The following is a 25749-nucleotide window of genomic DNA, read 5'->3' on the forward strand; positions in this document are numbered from 1 at the left end:
CATTATCTAAAAAAACTTGTAGGAATTCCTACAAGTTTTTTTGCTTCCTTTATTCTCTTCTTATTTACATACGCAAAGTTTATACATATCGTGGTGATATATACTATAGTACTTAATAAATTAATTTAAAAATGCATACGTAATTAATCCGTTTTACGAAAAGGAAATTTCTTAAATTCTAAGTACATTCGACATAAATTGATTATTTTTTATGAATTTTATTGAAAAACATTGTAAAATACCTCCATTTTTTCTTCTATTTTGCTATGATAGTTACAATTATATAGGATTAAGATATTTCTATAGGATGGGGGCGTATATAGTGAGTGTTTCAGTAAAGGGAAATGAACAATTAACCTCTCTATTAAACGACTGGTATCGATCTATGCTATCTCAACAAGTTATAAAAGCTACTAATCTAAAAAAGAAGATTGATGAAAAAATTAATAAGTTAAGCATTGAGCCAAATCAAGAACGTCAGGATCAAAATTTGTTACTTTATTACTCACTACTTGAATTTCGTTACACGGTCTTAACAGATAGCCTCGGTATTCAACAAAATAGTTTTGATGCTATTAGTGATTATGATATGCCTACAGACCATTTTCTACGCTTCTATTATCACTTTTTTAAATCCATTCATTCCACTTTTATATCAAGTTTTACTGAGGCAGAGGAACATTATAAACTGGCAGAAAAGATATTAGTAAACATTCCAGATGAAATTGAACACGCTGAATTCTACTATAGAATTGCTACTTATTATCACCATACCTATAACATGCTCGCTTCTATCGAATACGCAAATAAATCAAGGGCAATCTTTTCGAAGTATGAAGGTTATGAAGTAAAAACAGCCTTTTGTAATAGTTTGCTAGGTGGTTGCTGTATCTATTTAAAGCAGTACGAACAAGCAGAAGAATATCTACATTGTGCAATTGAATTACTACAGAATAATAAGGAAGAAGATTCCTTGTTATACGTAAAAAGTACTATGGGGTGGCTGTATTCTGATCAAAGTATGTCTACGTTAGCTATTCGTCACCTTTCAGAAGTAACAGAAAAAAACCCTACACACTTCAAGGCTATCTTCCTACAAGCTAAGGAACATTATAAATTAGGAGAACAATCAGCAGCTAGCAAACTCATTGATAAGGGATTACAGATTTGCAGAGGAATTCATAACGAAGAATACACACACCACTTCTCTATTTTAAAAAGATTAAATGAAAATATTCCACTGGAAGAATTAGAAAAAATCATTCAAGAAGGAATCTTATACTTTGAGGAAGAAGAATTATGGGAATATGTTGTCGAATACGCCGAATTATTTGCCACAAAATGTAGACAATTAGAGAACCACCAAAAGGTAAGTGACTATTTCCATATTTGTTACCAAGCAAGACGAAAATCAATCGAAAAAGGAGTGTTGAAATAATGAAAAAAATCAGCCTATTATTATCGGGTATTGCTTTTATTGGGGTTCTAACGGTGGGAATTTCTCAATTTTCTAAAGCGGATCAGTTTGCTACTCATGGACATTACCCCGCTCCCACATATAGTGTTGGCGATCATGGTGGTGCACCACAACAAACTTAATGTAAGTGTATGTAAAGCCCCTCCATTCGGAGGGGCTTTACATATAAAAATTTATCTCTCACGTATCACCCTGTACACGCTTAAGGAAGGTGAATCTTTTAGGAAAATCTGTTAAACAATAATGGAAATACGCTAACTATTATAACTACCGACTCTTCATATGCAATTTTACATGTGAATAGCCTTAAATATTTTGTTATACTATTCATGTGGATTTTTCATCCGAAAATCCTTTTAAACGCATATTTATGTATATGCCACCCTAATTGATGAAAGTGAGAAGAATGTTTATCATTTTTCTCACTTTTTTATATTTAAATCTTAATAATTCACACATGTGAATAATACTATAAAAATAAACTTAAAAGAGAATCTAACTTCCAAATTTAATCTTTGGAATCATTTATTTTCTAAAAAAATTCCCACATCTTTATCAATTCATTTTAGAATATTTAAACAATAATTTTATATACATTACTTGCATAAATTATTCATTTTCTTTTATATAAGACCTACTTTTTTACTTCTGATAAATTATTAAACATTGGATTATTATACACAACCCCCAAAAAGATGAGGTATTTTGTAGAATTTTGTCTATCAATATGTATGTACACCCTTTTGTAGTGGATATAGACTGTGAGGTGTAAGGAGATACCTTACAAAATAATGAAAAGGAGATTGTAAAATGAGTAGATTAACAAAATTCTCAAAGTTAGCATTTGCAACATTAATTGTGGGAAGTGGTTTAAGCGTCTTTGTGTCGTCACACAGTGTACAGGCTGACACCTTAGATCATAATTACCAAGACACTGTAAGATTCATACCACCTTCTAGTGCTAGGCAAACATTGGAACAAAAAAGCACTATTGTTCCAGAATCAAAAGTTATTAAAAACCATTATGTAAAGTACTCTAAAGCACATTTCCAAACTAAAGAAAGTATACCAAAAGAGATTTATTATTCTTCAGAAGGCTTTAAGGGCTATATACAAGCAAGTACCGTTTGGGATATGGGAGATCATTTCGCAACACTATATTCCGGAACCGTTATTCGATGTTAGACTTTTAATCCCTTCTCTCCCAATGCTTATAATAATCAATAGCTCACTGCCAATACTGTAATATCTATTGTTCAAAAAATAAACCACAAAATCTTTCGATTTCATGGTTTATCAAATATAAAGATAATGCTAAACGAATACTCTAACATTACCTTCCCCAAAGTTAATTATAGAGTATTTCCCCAAAAAAGACACTCTTGTAGTGTCTTTTTTATAATATTTTAGTTTACTCTCATCTTACTTTTGTTAAACTCGGATATGTAATAATGCATATTATTTCGATTACATATTATGATATACTCTCATTGTGAGCTGATACATAATTTCTTTAGATTGGAAAACTAAAACCTCATTTACCCAATTTGGGGGCGCCTTATGGCGTCTTTTTTTATGTTCTTGAAGTAAAAAACAGGATCGTAATATCATTGTTCAAAAAAATTGTATACTTTAATAAGAATTACGCCTACTAATCCTTATTTTTGCGGCTAATTATTTGTTTCAACATAATAATTTTCCATCTCGTATATGCAATAGATAATGATAGCTAAACTCCAACTGACACCATAGTAATCATGTGTGTAGAAGTCATAACCTGCCTTAATACCTTTTTCTATTACAACCAACGTAAATCCTAATGCCATCCATTTGTTAATTTTCATTTTAATAAACGTTTTAGCTATACGTATTAAAAATAAAATATTTATAAGGCAGTTTATCATTAGCTCATACTTTTGAATGTATAATGCTATTATACAAGCAGTGATATTAGTCGCAATACCAAAGGCAACCACGGCTCCCAAAATCCTGTCCGAAATTCCCACTCCTGATTCAGTCCCTTCTCTAATAACATTACATTCTTTTCCTTAATTCGTTCCTACACCCTATTCAAGGTATGCTGTATTATCCTTGTCTGATGAATATCTATTTATCTTTTCATATAGAGCAAACAAAATTTCTACTCATAATTTTTTCTTTATTAGGCATACTAGGTTTAAGCCGTTTGAACTAGCGGCTTCACTCTTCTGGTAATGGGGTAGCAATATATAGTAATTGACTAACTCATTCAGTCCATTGGCACTGGCAGACGACAAAATTGTTGTCTGCCATTTTCATGTATACTTTTTCTAATTTCATTCCAAATCATATGTTTACCGTACTTATTTTGAAAAGAATGAAATTTAATTTTTAAATAAGTAAAAAAGATACGGCTCAGTCCACTTTTGGTATAGGACTTTTTCTTTTTACATATACTATTTTTGAGCCTTTTTACCAATACGTGTTCTATCGGTGTCTTGAATTCCTCCTAAAAGGGGCGGCAGATACGACTGCATGCCCTTTTTATTTATACTGCTTTTCTATACCAATAAATAAATTGAAAACTAAAAATGCAATATTACATATTCTTTTCAGTCCATATTATGTTAAAATTTCTTAAGTTGTTTATTTCATAGTCGAATTATGATTTCGTATCTTATTCAGCAATATGTAAGCTGTATACCAAAAGAAAAGACACCCGAAAGGTGTCTTTTCTACTTTTAATTTAAAAACATTTTTCTTTTTCAGGAAGATCCAATTACCTCAATAACCTAAACCCCTTATTTAAAGAAAGTTTGATCACGATGCTCCAAAGTTTTCATCTATATCAACAGGTAAACAGTTCACTTCCAAACCATATCTCCACCAATATAATTTCTTAAAGATTTTCTGTCTTGTTCTTAATTTTGTCAAAATCCTCATATAGCTACACAAAATATATATGCTATTATGTTTTTAAGAAACTATGCGTTCCCTTAACCCTGTATCCGACCCTGTATTTTTTTACAGGGTCTTTGTTTATTTACTTTCATTAGCTTATAAGAGTTAATACACACCCCATTTCAATTAAAATCGTTTAAATGTTAGTTAGAATTTGAAATGATAAATCTATTAGCTTTTTTGACATTTAGAAATCTAATACTAGATTTCTAAATGTATACTACACTAAACATCAGTTAACACTATAAACATAGTGTTAACTATATTAATTGAATATTAGTAATAGTAAGTGTAAATATTATCAATTTACTATATCTTACATTTATGTAAAAATAGATGTATGTTAAGCTTTTTCAAAATCTTTCCCCTAATAAAGATTTGAAGTAGCATTTCATGATTCTCCTTACTGTTAATATGCCTTGAAAAAGAACCCTATTGGGTTCTTTTTCTTCTCATTATATCCTCCGTAATTACTTATTTAACATGTAAAAAGGACTGACAATTACTTGCAGTCAGTCCTTTTTACACCTTAATATACACTTGTATTAAGTACTTAACTCTTTATTTAGCATGCATATGAACTAAACCAGTCATTATTATTTATATATAAAACAATTCAAAATTTAGAAATACACAATAACAAATCTTTCCCAACTTCCAGCTACATAACTATTAGCAGTTAATTCTCTACCACTATTTGCTGATATAAATCTACCATTACTTAACGCTTGTAATACATATATCCTATTGTCTCCACCATTATATAAAATAAATTTTTCCCATGCCCCAATTGATGTACGATCTGCTACTACTCTACCATTTGGCTCAAACGAAACGTACTTGCCATTACTTTTCGCTTTTAAAGCATACGTATATAATTCTCCAGTCGGAATTAATTCGAATTTCTCCCATTCATTAACTGCATTACGATTTGCTACTACATTGCCCGATGGCTCAGCAGAAACATATTGTAAATTTGCAGCTTGTATAGCAACAGTCCAGCTTCCATTAAATAGATTCACACCTTTTAGTGAACTTGCATTTGATTGGTTGGCTGCCAATGCATCATTCGATGGGGTTATCATCATTATCATTAGAACCATTGGTAACACCATTAAAACTAACTTTTTAAAGATATTATTACCATTTGCATGAGCTATGAACCACTTCATTCTCATTCCTCCCTTATTATATAGCACTCATATACATCATACCAAATATGTAAAATATTGTAATACAATAGAGTCTTTATCAACAAATACCTTATTATTCTGTTTCTTTTTTCTCAAATCTATAGCACCTAAACATCACTCAGTCCTCAAACATATTTTTAAAATTAATTTCATTTTATATTAAATAAATGCCAAATAGTCGTTCATAATGAACGACTATTAAGCATCAAACTAAAAATTTGAATGTTTTTCATGTTAATCTATTTTGTTTAATCCCGTTGAAGTAGCTTGATAGATTCTTTTTTTGCCTATATATTCTTGTTTATTATTCTCAAGGTTAGTAAGTTTAGCCCGTGTCTTTTCATTTACTGCTTCCCCTTCTATATGGGTAAACTCGATATAATCTCCCACTTTGACCGGCACAGTTTGGCTTTCAGCAGTTTGCTGTCTATTTCCCACTATTTCCTTATTGTACACAACACTACCGGATGAATTCTGTACTTTGATACTCGCATACATATTATTAAAATAAGAATGTGGTACGCCTGCTTCTAAATTCACCTGCATTTTCTCTGTTACCCTATTATAATTTACTTTTGCAATTTCTCTATCACTATATCCTTTTAAAGACCAACTAAATTGATTTCCATCTAAAACCGTTGTTTCTGGCATTTTTTCTACTTTCTTCAGACCTTCTTTTGTAACTTCGTACATTGCTTTTTTTCCAAAGCTTTCTTGTTTACTATTATCTACATTTGTTAAAGTAGCTCTATGCACACCTTCTTGATGTGTTAACTCAATATAATCTCCTACTTTAACTGGAACTTTTTGCGATTCAGCATTTTGTTGTTTGTTTCCATAAATGTTTTTATTGTATACTACTTTGCCTGATGCATTTTGTACTTTAATACTCGCATATGTTTCATTAAAATAATGATGCGGTACGCCTGCTTTTAAGTCCACTTGCATTTCTTCTGTCGACTTATTGAAATTGATTTTAGCAAACTCAAAATCACTTATTCCTTTTAGTGACCATGCAAATTGATTTCCATCTAAAATACTAGAAGAGTTCGGTATATCTGAATTAAAATGTAAGTTATCTAATATAGATTTTAGATCAGGTAAAACACCTATTCTATCATTCCACGGATCTTGAGATTTTGTTCCTGTATTTGGATTACTTAAGATATTTCTTAATTCGGCTGGTGTATAAGGAGAACCTCGATGTTCTTTAGCAATACCTTGAATCGAAGTTGCTGCTCCAGCAATAATTGGTGAAGCACTTGATGTTCCACTAAATGTTGATGTATATAAATTTGTAGTATTTTGACTTGGATTTGCTGATGTTGTATCAACATTTTCTCCCCATCCATATACATCTAATCGACTTCCATAATTTGAAAACCATAAACGTTTATGTGGAACAGTTGATGATCCCGCCCCAACCATAATAGCACCTGAATCCTTGAAGTCTGGACTATTTCGATTTAAGATCTTTTTTCCATTACGATCTTTAAAATTATCTAAGTCGTTTGAACCATTTGCGCCAGCTTCTATAATAATAATCCCTTTATCTGCACCAACACGAATTGCATCAAAAATATCTGGATGTACTTCTACAGGTAAATATTTATCCCCATACCCATCATACGCAGCTTGTGCCTCTAATAAAAGAATATCTCCCGCTTGTAAATTATGTACAGCACTTAAAATAGCATCCGCCGTATTATAAATTCCATTATCCCTGATCTGGGATATTACTTTTACATTTGCTTTTGGTGCAATTCCAATATTTCCAATTTGATTATCTTCAGATGAAACAATTCCTAATACAGAAGTACCATGAGCTCTATGCTGGCTTATATTTTGTCCCGACATAAGCTTAATATTTTTATTGACTAAATCCTCATGATTCAATAACCATCCATATTCCATATCCACAAAAGTTGTATCCTTCCCATCACCACCTTTAATGCTCCAAGCATGCGAGGCATTAATTCCCTTTGGTGCCGCTTCAAGATATCCTTGATTTTTAAATCTAGGATCATCGTACGGATTAACAGATAAATTTGGTAACTGTATTTCAGGGGGTGTCAAAATTTGTTTTTCTTGTATATAAGCCTCCTCTACGAGAGGAGATGTTTCAAATTTTTTCAGTAATAATTCTATTTCTATGTTATTAGGAGCTTGTACAATATAATAATTTAATAAATTATTAGCTGATTCATTAACAACTGATTTAGATTGTACTGATAACTTTTCAATCTCTATCGGATTTACAGATGAGAACAGACGATTCAAAGTAAGTTCTGTATTTTCGGAAAATAACTTCTTTAAATTGTTATCATAATCCCCATTTTTTATTCGTTTCTCAATACCATCTTCATAAGGTAAGTCAATTTGATTTTTAAACTTTACAACTAATCTTTCTTCCTGTGAATCTCTTTCTTTGTATGTGACATTATAAGATTCAGCGTAAACTTTATTATGAATACTATCATTTTGTAGAATTAGATCTGTTCCTACAAATGTGGTCATTGCAATTGATGAAATTAGAACCCCTTTGAATATGTTCATACTATACCCGCCAATCTATATTCTCTTGAGAATTTTTTAATGCGTATAATGGTTAAGATTTTTATATAATATATAAATCTATAATTTAACTTTTGTAGTGAAATCTATGACTTTATTAATAATCCCATAGAGGTAACCTGATATATTCTTTTCTTTCCCATATACTCCTGTTTACTATTCTCAAGATTAGTAAGTGTGGCGCGTGTCTTTTCCTTTTGTGCTTCTCCCTCTATATGAGTAAACTCAATACAATCTCCTACTTTGACTGAAACGGTTTGGCTCTCAGCATCTTGTTGTCTATTTCCTATAATTTCTTTATTGTACAAAATATTACCGGATAAATTCTGGACTTTAATGCTTGCATACGTATTAGTAAAATAAGAATGGGGTATACCCGCTTCTAATTTAAGCTGCATTTTTTCTGTTGCTTTGTTATATTCTATTTTCGCGATTTCTCGATCATTATATCCCTTTAATGACCAAGCGAATTGATTTCCATCTAAAACCGTTGTTTCTGGCATTTTCTCTACTTTCTTCAAGCCTTCTTTTGTAACTTGATATCTTGCTGTTTTTCCAATGGTTTCATTTTTGTTATTTTCAAGGTTAATTAAAGTTGCTCGCGTTTTTTCCTTTGTTGCTTCTCCTTCTATATGGGTAAATTCAATGTAATCCCCTACCTTAACGGGCACAGTTTGGCTTTCAGCATTTTGTTGTTTATTTCCCACGATTTCCTTATTGTACAGAACGTTACCAGAAGAATTCTGGACCTTAATACTCGCATACGTACTAGCAAAATAGGAATGTGGTACACCTGCTTCTAGTTTTACCTTCATCTCTTCTACCGTTTTATCATAATCTACTTTTGCAATTTCTCTATCACTATATCCTTTTAATGACCATGCAAACTTGTTTCCTTCTAAAATTGTTGCTTCTGGCATTTTTTCTACTTTCTTCAGGCCTTCCTTTGTAACTTCGTATATGGCTTTTTTTCCAAAGCTCTCTTGTTTACTATTATCTACATTTGTAAAAGTAGCTCTATGTACACCTTCTAGATGTGTTAACTCTATATAATCGCCTACTTTGACTGGAACTTTTTGCGATTCAGCATTTTGCTGTTTGTTTCCATAAATCTCTTTGTTATAGACCACTTTACCTGATGTGTTTTGCACTTTAATACTTGCATATGTACTATCAAAGTAGTCATGTGGTACACCTGCTTTTAGATCAATTTTCATTTCTTCTGTTGATTTATTTAAATTTACTTTCGCAAATTCAAAATCTCCAATCCCTTTCAGCGACCATGCAAATTCATTACCTTCAAAAATGTTTGGAGATTCATTTTTGATTTGTACCTTTTTCTCAACAGTTTGATCAAATATATCCGTTAATACAATTTTTGCATAAGCATTTGTTGGTAATGATATAGATTGACTGATTCCATTTTGATAAGATTTAATATCATTAATTACGTTAATAGGTTGGCCCGTCATATTTTCATTGTTATAAATTTCAATTTTCCCCTTAAATTGTGGTGTACTATTTTCTTTTAGTTTCCAAGATACATTTAATTTTTCATTTTCATAATATATAGATTGGATATCAAAATCTAGTTTTCCTATTTCAGGTTGAGTAGGTTGATTTAGCGTGAATATTTTTCCTGACCCAATAGTAGACTGCGTATTACCTCCTGCTTTGACCCATACATATTCTGAAGTAGATCCTCCATCATATTGATAAGTATTATCATGCGTTCCAGAAATACTTTGATTATTCCAAGAACTCCATTGTTTATCAACTAATTTTCGGCTATAACCATTTTTTAGGCGCGCTTCTCGAACGTTCTGTCCACTATCAGCCCAGTCTTCTTGAAACATTCCTAATCCATGATTAAATGCAACATTAGCAACCGGAAAGTCCATAATTGCAATTTGATGCCATTTATTCTTTGTTACATCTTTCATCCATTGTCCAAATTTAGTATGACCATTTTCTTGCCATGAACGCATTGTCATTGTGTACCAATTGTAGTCTTTCCAACCATAAGTTGTTTGAACCTTCATTCCTGTTCCTTCTCCTCCAAAGGGTCCAGCTTGCGAATTCGGAGATAAGTATTCGGCCTTTATTGCTTCTTTAGAGGAAATTGGATCCCATAAGGCAAAATGTAAAGTACGTTTTCCATTTTCATCAAACCCACTTTGTTGTTGAAAACCAGCATATCCTCCAGCTTCACCACCTGCATTCCAGTTGTGTACAGCCCAGTACGTATAAGGTGGTGTCTGAACTGGTGACCAGTCTATACTAATAATATCTGAGGCAGGTATATTTTTGGGACTCACATAAACTGCTGGAGCAGCTGAATGTGTTGCAGCTTTAGTGTGCAAAATAGACGTTCCAAACATAGAAAACATGCTACATGCTGCGGTCATTATAATAACTTTATTAAATCTTTTCTTCGTTTTCTGACTAATCACTAATCTACATCCTTTTCTAATTTTTATCGTTTTCCGACAGAAGACTCCTTCCTCAAAAATGTGAAGGTGTGAAACACCAATTTTAGGTGGGAGATGAATGTCGGTTGGCATAAGCCAAGATGTTTGCTATCATTTACTTGTACAGATTGCTCTTCGAAAACTGAAGATATGAGGTTGGTTGCAGAAAAACGTTGCAACCGTAAAATCTTCAACGTTCTATCGCCCCATGCTTGCCGAAGTCGCGAAAACCAAGCTAAAGTAGGGAGTGTGGTGCGTTAACGTACAAGATACTTATGTTCTCACCGTAGGGACTACGGGTAGAGCCTGCTAAGATAACCGGTGGATACACCGGTGTTCGCAGGAATCTCCCACTTCAAAAAGTCCGTAAGGGCGTTAAGTGGTGAGTAGTTCAATATTGAATAATAACTTAGTAGAGAAATCTATCAAAATTAAAGCAACATCCAGTAAATCTTTAAAATACTGCCCCAATTTTATGTTGTTCTATCTTCACATCTGATTCTTACATGTTATTTTATTGTAAGTGGTTTCCATAAAGATAACGCAAATATCCAATTCGGGTCACCATTTCCTTGATGATTTTGAACCGCTTCATACACTGTCCCTTGATGTTCTACTTTATCGCCCTTTGTATATGCCTTCTTTGGATCCCATTTTTCATAAGATACATTTTGATCTTTGGTTTTTACCGGAAGAATTTCACTTTGAATAGATGTATTTCCAGCTGCATCTACAGCCTTCACTGCATATTTATATTCCTTATTAGCTGTTAAGTTTTGATCAATAAATGTCGTTCCTTGTACGGTTTGAATCAATTGTCCATCACGTAATACCTGATATTCTTTTACACCTATATTATCTGTAGAAGGATTCCATTTTAGCTCTACACTGTTAGAAGTAAGGTTGCTTGCATATAATCCTTGTGGCTGTATGGGAGCTTCTGTATCTGGTTTCGGATTAACAATTTGATTTACTTTTTTCAGGCCATCCTTTGTAACTTCATACATTACTTTTTTATCAAGGCTTTCACGTTTATTATTATCTAAATTTATTAATGTTGCCCTCTCTCCACCTTCTAAATGTGTAAGCTCAATAAAATCGCCGGTCTTTACTGAAACTTTTTGTGTTCCAGCATTTTGCTGTTTATTCCCATAAAACTCCTTGTTATATACTACTTTACCTGATGTGTTTTGCACTTTAATACTTGCATATGTACTATCAAAGTAGTTATGTGGTACACCTGCTTTTAGATCAATTTGCATTTCTTCTGTTGATTTATTTAAATTTACTTTTGCGAATTCAAAATCTCCAATCCCTTTCAGCGACCATGCAAACTGGTTTCCTTCTAAAATATTATTTACATTAGGCATATCTGGTTTAATCGGATTAGAATCCGTCCCCTTCCAAATCTCTGCTGTTAAAATCGGATATCCTAATGCAGCCACTTTTTGAATGGTATCATTATTTGGACGTAATCCCCACTTCTCAAAGAAAGGCATCAAATTTTGTTTGGCTACTTTTGATGCTGAGATCATAAATAATTGTTTTTTATTTTCATCAGTTTGTGGAAGTTCATTAGAAGGCATATCTCTATACAATTGATGCAATTTAGGATAGAAGTCTTCTCCATATGCTAACTGTAGTTGCCAGAGCATAACAAGCTTAACAAAAACATCACTAACTTCGTCATAATTTTTATTAGGTTGTTCTAAGTATTGAAATGCCTTAGTATAAGCGCCCTCTTGTTGCAATCTAAAAGGTTGATTAGATGTAAATGCTTTTTCTACAGAAAGGCTGTAAATATTATTTTGTACTTCTGTCATATTATAAAACTTCCATGGTGATTGCTGTCTCAAATGCCCTGCCTCATGCCAAGGACCCCAACCATCTTTTATAAATTTATTAATATCTAACACGTATTGAATTGCATCTCCTACATATGCAGTTCGATAAGAAGTCGCATACATATAATAATCTGGTGAATGATTTTCTTCTACGTAATGAATATAATGCTTGTCTGCTTGTTCTTCGGATAATCCAGCTACTTTGTCTTGAATTCGGGTAGCTTCATCCATCTTTTTTAAGAGTTGTACAGGATCTGTATTAGAACCTAGCAAATATTTCTTAACACGTGCAGGGCTGGCCGTAATTAATACACGTTCTCCTTTTAGCTCCACTGCATGTGCATTTGGGTATTGGTTCAGCATGTCTATTAAATCTTGTTTTGTATGCTTGCCTAGTTCAAAGAGAGGAGTAGTCGTTCCACCAGTTGTGACTGTTGTTCGAATGGTACCACCTTGTTGTTTATTGTAAAAATAAATCATTCCTCCATTTGGAGATTGGATTGTGTTTATACCTGGTTTTAATGTAAATGATTTTATTTTAGAATCTTCTCTCCAAGAAGCATCATACGAATACGTTCCAATGTATGCTTGAATATTTTGATTTCCTTCTACATTAATCGTTATTTGTTCATTTGGCTTTGCATATAAACCAGTCGGTTCATATGGACTAAATGCCATACTTTTTCTTTCCTGTTGTTTCAGTACCTCTACATCCCCTTTTCCTGGGACTGTATATGTCCTGTTTTCTGATTTAACTGAATTTTCCTCTTGAAGTGATGTCGATATTTTATTTTGCTGCTGCGTTTCCTCTGCAATGATATCTGTTGTAGAAATCATTCCAGTTGCAAGCATAGTTACTGTGGCGGTGGCTGCAAGTATTTTTCTAGTTTTATGTTTTGAATTATTCCCCATATTATCTCCCTCATTTTTCCTTAATGCACTTAAGGATTTTTGTTTTTTTATGTTTTTACACCCCAAGCTATTCATGCTATCTATGTTGTATCTTTTAATCTATTTTTTCTCATAATAATCTCCTTTTCTTTATTTATCATTGTATACAAATACTATTTGATGACACATTAAATAACAACTTTACGATAAACTCATCAATAACAAACTATTATGTTTTGATTCAACACCCTTAACTTCCATCTAATTGTATAAATGTATTCATTTGGCGAAATAAGTAAATAAATTTCAACATTTAAAGCTTATAATCTAGCGAAAAATTCATAAAAGTTTTTTTAACTTCAAAGGTTTAAATAATTGCAACCACATTTATTTAAACTTCCTCGACTTTTTTCTAAGCTATTCTCTAAGAATCTTATTGTTTAGTCAAGAATTAGTGCGATCAAATTTACTATCTAAAATACAGTAAATAGTATATACGAAGTACTTCGTTAGAAATTTTAGGAGAGTACTTCTTATTCGCCTTTTTCAGGAGATGTACAAAAATACCCCACATATAAATCCAAATTATTTAATTTATTATCTTCAATAATTAATTGATAATGACCAACATAGATATAATTAAACCTGTTGCACCATTTGGTAAGAGGCCACCGTGACTGTTTAAATTTAAAAACCCCGCAGTATGATGACCAAATAATACAAATAATAATAGAAGTCCAACGAAAATAAAAACCACAATAAATAACTGGTAAATAACGCTAAACATCCCTCTTTATTTAATTCATCCTTATAGTTATTATAATGAGTAATTATTCACCTTACATAATAATTACTTACTATATTATTAACATGGTTACCTTACAAAAATGTAATTCTTTTTTAATTGACACTCATATATATAAGTAACTATACTGGTTACACAAGCTTGGTAAATATATCAAATAGCCCCTTATTATAAGTGTATGCCTATAGATTTTTTTCGAAATAATAATTTAAATTAACTAATTATTATTTACCTGTAATATAACGAAATTGCCAACCTACTCTATTATTTAAACTAATTCATATTACTTATAAGATTCACTATAAATGATAGATTTACCAAGCTATACTATTTTTTAGGAGTGTTACATTTTGAAATACAAATTAATTGCTACAGGAATTCTTGCTGGAAGTCTACTATCCTACTCATCTAGTGCATTTGCAAATACTCATAAATTTCCAGATGTCCCAAATTGGGCAAGCCCTTCTGTAAATTACCTAGTTGAAAAAGGCGCATTACACGGAAAACCCGATGGTACTTTTGCTCCTGCTGAAACAATTGACCGCGGTTCAGCTGCCAAAATAATGGCTATAATGCTTGGATTAGAAATTAATAAGAATGCTAAACCATCTTTCCGAGATGCTCAAAACCACTGGGCAGCACCTTACATTGCAGCTGTTGAAAAAGCAGGTGTTATTAAAGGAGATGGAAATGGTAACTTCCTTCCAACAGGTTTGATTAATCGTGCATCCATGGCTTCAATGGTGGCAAATGCTTATAAATTAGAAAATAAAGTTGCTAAAAATAGTGTAACTACATTTGAGGATTTAAAAGGGCATTGGGGAGAAAGATATGCAAATATTTTAATACAAACAGAAATTTCTAAGGGCACTGAAGACGGAAATAGCTGGTCCCCTAATAGAGCGATTACCCGTGCAGAAGCTGCACAATTTATTGCAAAATCTGATCAAATCCACAAACATACAAAAGTAGAAGAAAATACTGTAGTTGGTGTAATAAATGATGCAGACCCTTATTATGTGACTGTTGCATATAAAGATGCTAATGGAAATAGTCAAGAAGTGACTATAGACTTCCCAAATGGTAGTAACTCTAACCTTAAAAAAGGTGACAAAGTTAAAGTTGCTAACAAAAATCAATGGAAACATCAAAAAATCTATGGGCAAACTGTATTTTACACTGATGTGAATTCTATTTCTAAAGTAAATGATGAATCTAACAAACAACAAGAAAACCATGTAATTGGGGTAATAAATGATGCAGATCCTTATTATGTGACTGTTGCATATAAAGATGCTAATGGAAATAATCAAGAAGTGACTATAGACTTCCCGAATGGTAGTAACTCTAACTTTAAAAACGGTGACAAAGTTAAAGTTGCTAACAAAGATCAATGGAAACATCAAAAAATCTATGGACAAACTGTATTTTACACTGATGTAAGTTCTATTTCTAAAATAAACGAAGAATCTAACAAACAACAAGAAAACCATGTAATGAGTAAAGATAAAGAACAAAAACTCTTAGCACAACTAAAAAAACGTTCTGGTACAGTGACAAAAAAATCCGAAGATAGCCTAGAAATTTCAAGTGAAAATCAAACCATTCGTGCCCATGTTAATCCAAAAGTACTACCAAACATTCAGATAGGTGATACAGTAAATGTTTATGCTCAAGCATTTGAAATGGCCCCTATCCTTCTAAAGGACTTACCTTTCGAGGCAAGAAACGCGATTATTCAAAAAGGAAATGAACAAAATATTTTAGAGAATCAATACAAAAAAATCACAGGAAATGTTACAGGAAAATCGGATAACTCAATCTTAGTTTCAAGTAACAACATAACTTATGAAGTTGAAACTTCAACCGAAGTATTACAAGATATTGTAATCGGTGATACGGTGAACGTTTATGCTGCATCTTTTGATTTTAGCCCTATTTTACTTGCTGGTGTTCCTGTGAAAGCTATTTCTCCTATTGTTGAAAAAACAAACTAATGTTCAACATTCTATAATTTTGTTAACTTCATCCGAAAAGAACTCCTAAGTAACATAGGAGTTCTTTTTATGAAGTTATATATTTTCTATCGTGCTCGTAAGACCTAGTATATTAATCGTGATTTACTATCTGTCCAACAGTAACTATCTTATTTTTATTTCTATAAGTTTTTATCAAGAGACAGAGCTTTATTTCCCCATCTTTCTTTGAACTCCCCCACTCTCACTTCTAAATAAAGTGAACGCGTGTAATTCAACTGTTTTAAAAAAATCAAATTTTATTGCTCAAGGCACCTTCGAACTTTAGAAGGAACAAAAAAAGAAGAGGGATTTCCTCCCTCTTCACCAATAAAATCAAACATATTTACAATTAAGGAAGGGTATACATTCATCAGGGGATGAATGTAATAATAATATTTCACATAGTGAATCATAACACAAATCCACTTCCATTAATAGATAATTTTAACATTTATGGATTATATGTGACAGAACTGTTAAACATCTTAATATTAAAAGGTTTTATATGATAGAACTAGAAAATTGCTAGTGTAGGGATAAAATATAAGGGGGATATGTATTATGTTTACAAAAAAACAAAAATTAGTAACAACCGTAACAGCTTTAACATTAGGATGTGGATTTACTTTCGGATCAACACCGGCATTTGCAGATTCTAATAAGGCGTCTGTAAGCACTGCACCTATTTATTCTATTCATAAACAAGAACAAGATCCTTTTACTGGATATGTCATTTCAGTAGAAAACAATTATTTAGTGGTTGCTTCTACATCTACAAAAGATGAAGCTCTCGCTTACCAAAATGATTGGTGGGAGTTAGTAAATCAAAATAAGATTTTAAGGGTTCCTATTTCAGATGGTGAAAATTACACTATAGGTGAACAGTTAAATGTTTATGCTGCTGCATGGACCAAATCTTTACCACCAATTGCTGTAATGCCTAAAATTGAAAAAGTAATTCAATAGATTATGCTAAAAATAACAGGGCATCATTCTAATTAGAATGATGCCCTGTTATTTAGTAAAAAACCGAATACGTAATCTTTATATTCTTTTTCGTTGCTTTCTGATTTCCATCATATATTAACCTAATACTTATCATTCTGCACCTGACGCAAGATCCTACATCTCACATTACTGTAAAGATATTATTCGCCATCTTTCATCTCTAAAATAGTAGTATCGTTTACAATCCCATGGCATACCCTTTAAGAGCATTAAGAAATACCTTGTTTCATACCCCTATCTTTTACACTCTTACTGCTATCGCTAGCAAATTTAATTCTTTAATTCTATTTTCACAGATTCATATATTCTTCTAAAGTCAGTTTTTTCTTATATATACTTTCAGCAATATCTCCTACATAGCGAATATGCCACGGTTCATAAGCATATCCAGTAATACCCTCTTTACCTTTTGGATAACGAATAATAAAACCTGCACGATGCGCATTTTCTTTCAGCCATTTTCCTTCTTTCGTATTCGCAAAAGTTAGCTCTAGCTCATTATTTGCACTTTTAGAAGAAACATCCATCGTTAATCCCGTTTGATGTTCACTATGTCCAGGCTTTGCCGAGAAGCGATCCGTATGCTCTTGCCCTTTCTTTTTAACATTGTTGGCATACAGGCCTTTTTGATACTCATAGGAACGAAATCCTGAAACAGCATTCAACTGGATTCCATCCTGCTTAGCTAAAAGGAATAGTTTTTCTAACGCTTCCGCTGCTTCTTTACGAAGATGACTCTTTTCTACCGTTCCACTAAATGAAAACGGTACATTTGGGACAACTAAATCCTCTGGCATATAGTCTTCGGGTAAACCATATTCCTTATTTACTACAGCCTGTACACTAGCAAAAGAACTTGCTACCTTATTTGAAGTCCCATTTTGCTTACTATTTTTTTCTTTATTTATGGAGTTTTCACTAGTTTCATGGTTTGTCTTATATGGTTCTTTACCAATAGATATATTGGTGTAAATGATAAAGATACCTAACATTACTACTATACAAGTTAAGGTTCCTACTAATTTAAGTCTCATCATTCATTTCCTTCCTGCAACTCCTACTGTTACTCATTCATCATACTTCAACCATATCAAATCCATATTAATTCCCTGTGAACTTTTCTTCATAACGTGTTCCTTAATAGATTGATAGTATATCTTCCCGTTCTTTTGACACCCTTAAAATATCAGTTCTATTCATACATGTAGAAAAATAATCTAAAAATTTGTATAATAAGATAAGAAGTGTAGCATTCTATTATAGAAAGGTCTTGGTATAATGCTAGGTATTGATGTCAAAAAAACAAAAGAAGAGTTAATTATTTCATGGCAATTTGCGGAGGTCACGATTCCATTACGTGATGTGATTGAGGTTACCGAAGATGCTACCTATGCGGGTGTTGAAGAACCAAGTGCAATCCGTATCGGAACTGCATATGCGACAACTGATCGTATATTAATTAGAACTGTAAAACAAAATTATGTATTATTTACTACAAACAAAGTGTCGATTTTAAAAGCTATACTTGGTTAAAGATGGTCATATAAATAGATTCAAACAAAGTTCGAATAAAGCAAAAGAGAGAAGTCATAGAAATTTCCTTATTTTATTAAATTCATTAGTATGGCTGCTAACACTTTTGAATTCTTCAAAACGAAAATTATTATCTTGGTCACCTTTTGCTATATTTGAGGGTAACATGTAATTGATGCTGCAGAAGTTTGGATGCAAAATTGCATCTTTAATTCAGATATATTGATGTATAATGAAGATGAACTGCTCAACATTTTTCTTTTAAGTTAGTATGTCAAACCCTAACTACCTAAAGAACTAAGGTAAACGTATATTATTTCTTAAAATATATTCTAATATTTTATGTTTTAGAGTTCCTCTATTTGAATCGTAAAATGTGGTTTGAATTTCACTTCAATTGTTTTGTTTCCTACGCCACCTTGGACATACAATGAATCATTGCGGGTATAGATTCGTTTAGCCGAATCCATATTGGTTTCAAATATACAATTATTTTCATAACACATTTTTAATTCAACAGTTTCCTCGTAATAACACATAATCATTACTAATTCAAATCCCAGTTTGTCTATTTTACTATATCTATATGCACCTGCACCAGGAATAAAATAATCTTCTGGTTCACTCTCGAAAATTTCCAATAATTCGTATTCATCATATTTAATATTCAACTTGAGTATTCCTAACTTATTTTATAGGTAGTGTATTTATAGTTTCATACGATGTTTATTTTGCACCGTATGAAACTAGTATATTTACTATATGAAGTAGTGACTATTATTCTGGACATAAATCAAGTACATCATGAAACATAGCGTATTCTACAGTCACCTGAGGTCCAAAAATTGTTACCCCCTCTGGGAATTTGAGGTTCATTACAACCTCATTTACTTCTGCATAGGATAGTTGTGTATAATTCTTCGATGTTAAAGATTGAATAACTTGTTGGTCAAATTCCAATTGCTGACTCGTATAGGGCTGTGTGTCATATCCATCTAAAGTTGACATGAGTGACGTATCGCCAGGACAGTCAATTGAAAATTCATGCTGTAAGTAAAATACAGGTGCCAATTTTGAAATTAATAAAGTACTGCTGTAGTAAATATTTAAATTCTCTTTCTTATATGGTTTAAAATCGAATACATATTTTTCTGCTGGCCAAATATCATCAATGTTGACAGGTGTTGTTTGAATGTGTGCATTATGAATAAATACAGTTAATTCTTTAGGTAATTCAATTTTATTTTCACACCTAAGTAAATATTCATTTACAGCTCCATTTACATAAAAATGTTGTATTGCTTTTTTTACTAATTCATTCATATATGAATCCTTTCTTAACCCATTTTCAAATCATGTCCCCCAGATTTGTCCGCAGGTTTTGTTGAGTTTAAATTAAAGTCTACTTCTCCCTGATGTTTCCCCTTTTTATTAAGTACTTCAAATCTACCATGTTGTGTATCTAAAGCATAAAGATTATTGGATTTTGAATCAACATATACGTCCCTTTTATTTACTCTGCTCAATTTTGAGTCTTTTTTCCAACCATTTTGCTCAGCAATGCCTTTTGAGGCTATTTTTATTTCAGCGGCTTTTTCATTTATATTCATTTTTGCGATTTTTTTATCAAAGGCTGCTACATCGAAAGAACCTGTTGATACATTTTTTGTTACATTACCAAGTTTCTGTGCATTTTTCTCCAGATCGCCTAGTTTACCAAAGGTACGGCCAATTACTTTTGTTGTACCACCAGTAACTGCAGTAAGTGTTCCCCATACAAAGTCACTTGGCGCATATTTATCATGAGTAAACATTTCCTCGCCCGTAAAGAGCTGGATACCTTGTTTTACTTCTCCAATTCCAGGAGCTAAATCAAGGAATAGTGAAGTTTGTTTAGCGGAACGTTTTTGTTCTTCCAAATATTCCTGCATCTTTTCAGGTGGCACACCAAAATCACGTAATGTGTCTTTTAGCCCATCCATATTTCCCATTTTTTGTGCAGCTGCTGGTATATCAATTTTGTAACTTGCAATTTTATTAGCAGTACCTAAAAGGTTATTCGTCGCGTCTATACCTGACATAATATCTGTGTGAAGCGTTGGGAAAGCTTGTTGTGCTTCTTTAATATGCGTAGAAACACTTCTTGTTAAATCTTCGGCCATCAATGCTTGCTTATGTAAAGATTTAGCTGCTGTATCAACTGATTTAGCAAATTTATCTACACTTTTATTAAAAGTGTGTAAATCTGTAGCCATTGATTTGTATGCAGGTATTCTACCCTTAAAATCTTCACGCCAATCTTTTATCTCTGTTGCAGTATCTTTTAATCCACCAGCTTGTTTTTTGAGCTCTTCTTGTGGTAAGGAATTCAAAAATTTTTCTATTGGCTCAATATATGCTTCTCCTACTTCTACTGGAAAACCATTATACATGTTAAATGAGGCTGCAATTACGTCCATATATTGTGCGCTATATTCTGCTAATTGCTTTTTAGTTTCTGGTAACAGATTCTTAGCAGCCTGTACATTGTTAATAATATCCCCAGAATCCTTATTAGCTTTATCTAAAACCATAATACTATCTTTTAATAGCATGAATTTATGGATTTTACTAAAATCATTTTCCATCATTTGCAGATTCGTGAGGATTGACTGATATTTTACTTGGACATTTGGATCAGCTTCCTTTGCGTTTACGTTATCAACGAAGCTCTTTATGTGTGATCCTTTTAATGTTGTCAGGAATTGATTCATGCTGTGTGCCAATTCACTTGATTCGAGAACAGCCGTATCAACATTTTTCGCTTGATTGGCATCAGCTAATCGTTTTGAGTGTATTTGAATTAATTCTAGACCGAATTTTAAATCGTCTATGCCTTGACTAATCTCATCCATTTTATCCGATAAAGATTGGTCAAACACAACTACAAATAGTTTCTTTACAACGTATGTCTTCCCGTTGTAATTTACTCTAAACCATAATGGGCCATCTTCCCCCACTACTTCAAGAATTTCATCATCTCCAACTTGAATAGGATTGAATCCTCTTAAGACTGTTCTTGAACCGTATATGTTATGATCAAATGATTTAATTTTTACCCAGCCTTTGACCATTTTCCCTGTTCTATCGAATTGAAATTGTTTCCCTTGGTAGTTTACATCACCTTTTTGAATGACACCTTCATCATTAGCGAAGTACCAATGTGTAGCTTGCGGGAACCACCCCTTTTGAGCTGCACCAGTTGTTCTATCAAAGTAATAGTCTTTTCCGTCAACGGTATTCCATCCCACTGATAGATTTCCGTTTTTATCGAATAGAAACGTGTCGTCTCCCAATCGTAATAACCCAGTATGTTTCACGCCTGGTTTATCATAATAGTATTTCTTTTCTCCCTCTACAACCCAGCCGGTCGTATTACCTGTCTCGGCAAATGCATATGAAGGTGCAACTGCAGTAATTAGTAATAATAATGATAAGAGCAATGCTGCAAACTTCTTCATATCTATCAACTCCTTTTCTATTAATCACAAGAAATTATTATATTCCTATAAAAAAATATTTATAGGGTATATGTAAAATTGCATATTCTATTACATATCGTTATATTTTCTTGTAGACATTTAGGAAGTAAGGTTGTAGTTTTGAAATAAAGTTTGATTAGAACCCTCTTACAAATCTGGATTCTATAGCAAATAGAACTCCTTTTGAAAATAGATTGATTAAAATGAAGTCTTTCCTTATGTATGGACTTAAAGTTTGAATATCATTACTTATCCTTTTTAAAAGAAACAAAAAATCCATTCTAATAAGTCTTTAATCAAGATTTTAATCAAAATGGATTTTTCAACTTTATAGAGACTGATTTTTAACTATACATTTCTTGCAGTTTCACTAAATTTTTTTTATGATTTGACAATCCAATTGTAAAACTATTTGGATTCATAATGATATTTCCTTTGTTACCTTTTAATGTAACAATAACTTTAGACTTTATTAGTCCTCTTTTTACTTTTATGCCCTCAACATCTTCAATATCAATTGTTATTTTATTTCCATTAAATTTACCAGTTAACGGATTCAATTCAAGCATCATTATCCTCTTATTAGTAAAGCAAATCACTTGATGTTGATTTTCTAAAAATGCACCAGGACCAAATTTAATATATTCTGATGTTGCCGCCATTTTCATAGTGTAAAAATAATAAAAATACGATTCATCTTCATATGCTACCTCATTAAATAGTTCATCTAATACATTATTGTTTAACATTTTTATTCCCCCGATATGCTAATAATCCCTTACCATTTACCCTTTTTCTTCCTATCCGCCATTTAATTTTACCATAAATTAGAATTAGGTTAGAGTTTAGATAAGGTTAATAATAAATCAAAAAAATTTCCACATATTTATTTCAATAGCTAATTTAACCATTGGGGTGAAAATAAATGATAAGTTATAAAAATTGGAGTGAGGTCCCTTAGAAGTTGCAAGCAAAACTAAACTCAGCAAAGAAGGTTTAAAGCCCATAGAAGGTCCTGTAGCTAAGGTATTCCAGAGAGTAAATAATAGGTATATAGATTTATATGAACGCTCAAAATCAGAAGAAAAACGGCAATTATCTGATAAGCAAAAACTAGCACTATCAAATGGTAGAAAACTAGGTATAGAGCAACGGACTTGTAAACAGTGTAGCCATGTCGTTCAAAGTAAAGCTAAACTACGTCTAAGTCTCTGCCCTAGCTGTTACGAACACCAAGTAATTATGAATCAATTAAAAGAAACAAAATTAAAAATCAAAACATTTATCAACAAAATGTTTATAAACAGAGATCAGTTTATTATTTTAGATACCGAAACAACTGGACTTACTCTAAGAGATCAAATTATCGAGATAAGCGTAATTAATTTAACAGGAAAAATCCTATTAAACTCTTTAGTTAAGCCAACTATAAATATTCCAGCTGAAGCAGCCTCCATTCACCGTATTACAAATGAAATGGTTCACGACGCACCATCGTGTGGACAGCGATATATAAAGAGTTACGTGAAGTTACCGTAGGAAAAACTATACTTATCTATAACGCTGAATTTGATTTAGGCATGATAGAAAACACCTGTATTGCTAACAATGTAGAATTTATGAATTTTAAATCCACATGTGTTATGAAAATGTACGTCGATTTGTATAATGATAATAAAGTTATTGAATTTTGATTATTAAAAGCTAAGAGCCTTACTACATTCTACGTAGCAAGGCTCTTTAAAGTTGTTTCAAATTACATCCATCTGTTTATATAATACTTAAAAAATGAATAATAAAGTTGTTTACTTCTTATTGTACTAACGCATCTGTTCGTTTAAGTGTAACTCTTCACAATTACTTGATATTATATAGGTGAATAGAAAGATAAATTAAAATTAGTTTCATAGTTGTAAAAGGAGGTTATTTATATTATTCTCTTATAATTTTCCAAAAAGGAGAGGTTATGAAAAAGATTATTGTTTTTGTATTAACGATATTTATATTATTCTCAGGATTCGCAACACAAAGTTATGCGTTGTCAGATTCGCAATCTACGGCAATACAAACGTTGCTAGATGATGCCTGTCGTATATCAGGTGTGCCGGGAATGTCAATCTCAATACTTGCTGATGATGAAGTGTTCTACTTTTCTTCAGGGTATGCAGACCGTGAAAAGGGGTTGTCTGCAAGTGAAAATACACTCTATGAGTTAGCCTCGGTCAGTAAAGCTTTTACCGGTATGGGTATTATGCTGTTGGAAGAGCAAGGGCTGCTCTCAATGACTGACCCTGTCCAAAAATATTTACCTTGGTTTACGTTAAAGTATCAAGGGAAACCTGTTGATATGCAAAGTCTTACACTAAATAACTTTCTTCACCATACCAGTGGTCTAACAAATATTAGGCATACTCAAAATATTCCACAAGGCAATACACCGGATATGTTGCAAAAGACTGTGGAAATGCTCGTGGATGCTGAATTGGTGTTTCCTCCCGGTGAACAGTATAACTATGGAACCGTTAATTATGACGTATTGGGTTTGGTTATTGAGATTGTGTCGCGACAAAGCTATGAAGACTTTATGAAGGAACAGGTATTTCAGCCGTTAGGACTTCACCAGACGTATGTTTATAAAGAAGATGCTCAAGCCACTGGACAGTTGGCACAGGGCTACCGTTCTTCCTTTTTTATGACAACTCCATTTAAAGCTCCGGATTATGCTGGGAATAAACCCGCAGGCTACATCATTTCTAATACAAAAGATATGGCGCGTTGGATGGGCATACAGATGGGTATTGTGCAGGACATACCCGAAATATTTCACACGGTTATCGAAAAATCACATAGGGGTGATATGTCTGTTTCGGCTGTCAACGGTATGTATTATGCGGCAGGCTGGTCCGTAAACGCCGAACAAACGATTATAGAACACACTGGGGGCAATCCAAATTTCAGAACCGAAGTAGTCATACTGCTAAATGAACGAACAGCCGTCTCCTTGCTGAGCAACGGCGCAAATACCAATATAAACATGGTACTAAAAGTTAAAGATATATTAGAAGGCAATCTAACTCAGTCATATGAAATAAGCGGCACACAGCTTTTGGATATCATTTTGTCGTCTATCACAATTATTCTTTGCCTATTGGCCGGTTTGCTATTTTTCTTAGGATTACGCAAAAGGACAACGAATGAGCAGCAGCCAATGACAAAAAAGAGAATAACCGTAACAGTTATTTTCCTGATCGCTACGATTGCCCTGAGTATACTGTGCTGTGCTTTCGATTGGTCAACAATACTTATTTGGCAAACATATAGTGTTCTTACAGCTTTGATTTCGTCAGCATTATTAACAGCAAGCATTACATGGTTTGTATACACTCACCGATAAAATACCTCGCTCCCAAGATAAGCATAATGTTAAGTAATTAAATTTCAATTTATCGGTATGCTTAATTTGAAAAACATAAG

18 protein-coding genes are annotated in these 25749 nt (G+C 32.5%); 8 read left to right on the forward strand and 10 right to left on the reverse strand.

The features are described from left to right. The first annotated feature begins 322 nt into the window (after window positions 1–322). The 3 genes from QCI46_RS28355 (at window position 323) to QCI46_RS28365 (ending at window position 2662) form a co-directional block, all read left to right on the forward strand. Window positions 323–1438, forward strand: a complete 1116-nt coding sequence (locus tag QCI46_RS28355; RefSeq protein ID WP_098624845.1) for a response regulator aspartate phosphatase — start codon at window positions 323–325, stop codon at window positions 1436–1438. Continuing rightward, window positions 1438–1599 carry a hypothetical protein gene (locus QCI46_RS28360; RefSeq protein WP_088065107.1) on the forward strand — a complete coding sequence of 54 codons (162 nt, stop codon included), beginning with the start codon at window positions 1438–1440 and terminating at the stop codon, window positions 1597–1599. Before QCI46_RS28355 ends, QCI46_RS28360 begins: the two co-directional genes overlap by 1 nt. 688 nt (window positions 1600–2287) lie before the next feature. Beyond that, window positions 2288–2662 carry a hypothetical protein gene (locus QCI46_RS28365; RefSeq protein ID WP_098155334.1) on the forward strand — a complete coding sequence of 125 codons (375 nt, stop codon included), beginning with the start codon at window positions 2288–2290 and terminating at the stop codon, window positions 2660–2662. Between the two features lie 485 nt (window positions 2663–3147). Here QCI46_RS28365 and QCI46_RS28370 read toward each other — a convergent pair whose 3' ends face one another. The 5 genes from QCI46_RS28370 to QCI46_RS28390 form a co-directional block, all read right to left on the reverse strand. Beyond that, entirely contained in the window at window positions 3148–3483 is a 336-nt protein-coding gene (locus QCI46_RS28370; RefSeq protein WP_088123171.1) for a hypothetical protein, read from the reverse strand. A gap of 1557 nt (window positions 3484–5040) precedes the next feature. Beyond that, a complete protein-coding gene (locus tag QCI46_RS28375; protein WP_088123170.1) occupies window positions 5041–5589 on the reverse strand; it encodes a fascin domain-containing protein in 549 nt (182 codons plus the stop codon). 255 nt (window positions 5590–5844) lie between these two features. Next, window positions 5845–8166 carry a putative mucin/carbohydrate-binding domain-containing protein gene (locus tag QCI46_RS28380; protein WP_353842025.1) on the reverse strand — a complete coding sequence of 774 codons (2322 nt, stop codon included), beginning with the start codon at window positions 8164–8166 and terminating at the stop codon, window positions 5845–5847. 104 nt (window positions 8167–8270) lie between these two features. Next, window positions 8271–10637: a putative mucin/carbohydrate-binding domain-containing protein gene (locus tag QCI46_RS28385; protein ID WP_215559207.1), complete on the reverse strand. Its 2367-nt coding sequence runs from the start codon at window positions 10635–10637 to the stop codon at window positions 8271–8273. Between the two features lie 527 nt (window positions 10638–11164). Further along, the gene (locus QCI46_RS28390; RefSeq protein ID WP_353842026.1) at window positions 11165–13411 is read right to left on the reverse strand and encodes a M60 family metallopeptidase; all 2247 of its coding nucleotides are present in this window, start codon (window positions 13409–13411) and stop codon (window positions 11165–11167) included. A gap of 1134 nt (window positions 13412–14545) precedes the next feature. On the opposite strand from QCI46_RS28390, the gene QCI46_RS28400 reads away from it, so the two are divergent. Both QCI46_RS28400 and QCI46_RS28405 read left to right on the forward strand, forming a co-directional pair. Next, window positions 14546–16192 carry an S-layer homology domain-containing protein gene (locus tag QCI46_RS28400; protein ID WP_353842027.1) on the forward strand — a complete coding sequence of 549 codons (1647 nt, stop codon included), beginning with the start codon at window positions 14546–14548 and terminating at the stop codon, window positions 16190–16192. Between the two features lie 582 nt (window positions 16193–16774). Next, window positions 16775–17179 (forward strand): DUF3221 domain-containing protein, encoded by a 405-nt coding sequence (locus QCI46_RS28405; RefSeq protein WP_088065097.1) that lies wholly within the window; start codon window positions 16775–16777, stop codon window positions 17177–17179. 332 nt (window positions 17180–17511) lie between these two features. On the opposite strand, the gene QCI46_RS28410 is transcribed toward QCI46_RS28405, so the two are convergent. Next, complete coding sequence (locus QCI46_RS28410; protein ID WP_353842120.1) at window positions 17512–18255, reverse strand: M15 family metallopeptidase; 744 nt, start codon at window positions 18253–18255, stop codon at window positions 17512–17514. 244 nt (window positions 18256–18499) lie between these two features. On the opposite strand from QCI46_RS28410, the gene QCI46_RS28415 reads away from it, so the two are divergent. After that, window positions 18500–18754, forward strand: coding sequence for a SunI/YnzG family protein (locus tag QCI46_RS28415; RefSeq protein WP_242243237.1), 255 nt, complete (start codon window positions 18500–18502; stop codon window positions 18752–18754). 347 nt (window positions 18755–19101) lie between these two features. Here the strand turns inward: QCI46_RS28415 and QCI46_RS28420 are convergent, their stop codons facing one another. From QCI46_RS28420 to QCI46_RS28435, 4 genes are all read right to left on the reverse strand, one after another. Continuing rightward, window positions 19102–19425 carry a hypothetical protein gene (locus QCI46_RS28420; protein ID WP_088065096.1) on the reverse strand — a complete coding sequence of 108 codons (324 nt, stop codon included), beginning with the start codon at window positions 19423–19425 and terminating at the stop codon, window positions 19102–19104. A gap of 106 nt (window positions 19426–19531) precedes the next feature. Then, on the reverse strand, window positions 19532–20077 hold the full coding sequence (locus tag QCI46_RS28425; RefSeq protein WP_098155308.1) for a hypothetical protein: 546 nt from the start codon (window positions 20075–20077) through the stop codon (window positions 19532–19534). A 14-nt stretch (window positions 20078–20091) separates the two neighbouring features. Further along, window positions 20092–22254 carry a colicin E3/pyocin S6 family cytotoxin gene (locus tag QCI46_RS28430; RefSeq protein ID WP_353842028.1) on the reverse strand — a complete coding sequence of 721 codons (2163 nt, stop codon included), beginning with the start codon at window positions 22252–22254 and terminating at the stop codon, window positions 20092–20094. Window positions 22255–22619: 365 nt separating this feature from the next. Next, the gene (locus QCI46_RS28435) at window positions 22620–23024 is read right to left on the reverse strand and encodes a PH domain-containing protein (protein ID WP_098155307.1); all 405 of its coding nucleotides are present in this window, start codon (window positions 23022–23024) and stop codon (window positions 22620–22622) included. Window positions 23025–23568: 544 nt separating this feature from the next. Here QCI46_RS28435 and QCI46_RS28440 point away from each other — a divergent pair. Then, a complete protein-coding gene (locus QCI46_RS28440) occupies window positions 23569–23814 on the forward strand; it encodes a 3'-5' exonuclease (RefSeq protein WP_255262817.1) in 246 nt (81 codons plus the stop codon). A 427-nt stretch (window positions 23815–24241) separates the two neighbouring features. After that, window positions 24242–25669: a serine hydrolase domain-containing protein gene (locus QCI46_RS28445; protein ID WP_098721821.1), complete on the forward strand. Its 1428-nt coding sequence runs from the start codon at window positions 24242–24244 to the stop codon at window positions 25667–25669. Window positions 25670–25749: the final 80 nt, after the last annotated feature.

This window comes from Bacillus cereus group sp. RP32 (assembly GCF_040459735.1).
GTDB classification, from domain to species: domain Bacteria; phylum Bacillota; class Bacilli; order Bacillales; family Bacillaceae_G; genus Bacillus_A; species Bacillus_A wiedmannii.

What these genes read in the sequence shown, in the direction of transcription:
- QCI46_RS28360 (WP_088065107.1), top strand. Translation starts at nt 1,438, where the DNA reads ATGAAAAAAATCAGCCTATTATTATCGGGTATTGCTTTTATTGGGGTT.
- QCI46_RS28390 (WP_353842026.1), bottom strand. Translation starts at nt 13,411, where the DNA reads ATGGGGAATAATTCAAAACATAAAACTAGAAAAATACTTGCAGCCACC.
- QCI46_RS28415 (WP_242243237.1), top strand. Translation starts at nt 18,500, where the DNA reads ATGCTAGGTATTGATGTCAAAAAAACAAAAGAAGAGTTAATTATTTCA.
- QCI46_RS28425 (WP_098155308.1), bottom strand. Translation starts at nt 20,077, where the DNA reads ATGAATGAATTAGTAAAAAAAGCAATACAACATTTTTATGTAAATGGA.
- QCI46_RS28405 (WP_088065097.1), top strand. Translation starts at nt 16,775, where the DNA reads ATGTTTACAAAAAAACAAAAATTAGTAACAACCGTAACAGCTTTAACA.
- QCI46_RS28380 (WP_353842025.1), bottom strand. Translation starts at nt 8,166, where the DNA reads ATGAACATATTCAAAGGGGTTCTAATTTCATCAATTGCAATGACCACA.
- QCI46_RS28430 (WP_353842028.1), bottom strand. Translation starts at nt 22,254, where the DNA reads ATGAAGAAGTTTGCAGCATTGCTCTTATCATTATTATTACTAATTACT.
- QCI46_RS28435 (WP_098155307.1), bottom strand. Translation starts at nt 23,024, where the DNA reads ATGTTAAACAATAATGTATTAGATGAACTATTTAATGAGGTAGCATAT.
- QCI46_RS28440 (WP_255262817.1), top strand. Translation starts at nt 23,569, where the DNA reads ATGTTTATAAACAGAGATCAGTTTATTATTTTAGATACCGAAACAACT.
- QCI46_RS28445 (WP_098721821.1), top strand. Translation starts at nt 24,242, where the DNA reads ATGAAAAAGATTATTGTTTTTGTATTAACGATATTTATATTATTCTCA.
- QCI46_RS28410 (WP_353842120.1), bottom strand. Translation starts at nt 18,255, where the DNA reads ATGAGACTTAAATTAGTAGGAACCTTAACTTGTATAGTAGTAATGTTA.
- QCI46_RS28375 (WP_088123170.1), bottom strand. Translation starts at nt 5,589, where the DNA reads ATGAAGTGGTTCATAGCTCATGCAAATGGTAATAATATCTTTAAAAAG.
- QCI46_RS28365 (WP_098155334.1), top strand. Translation starts at nt 2,288, where the DNA reads ATGAGTAGATTAACAAAATTCTCAAAGTTAGCATTTGCAACATTAATT.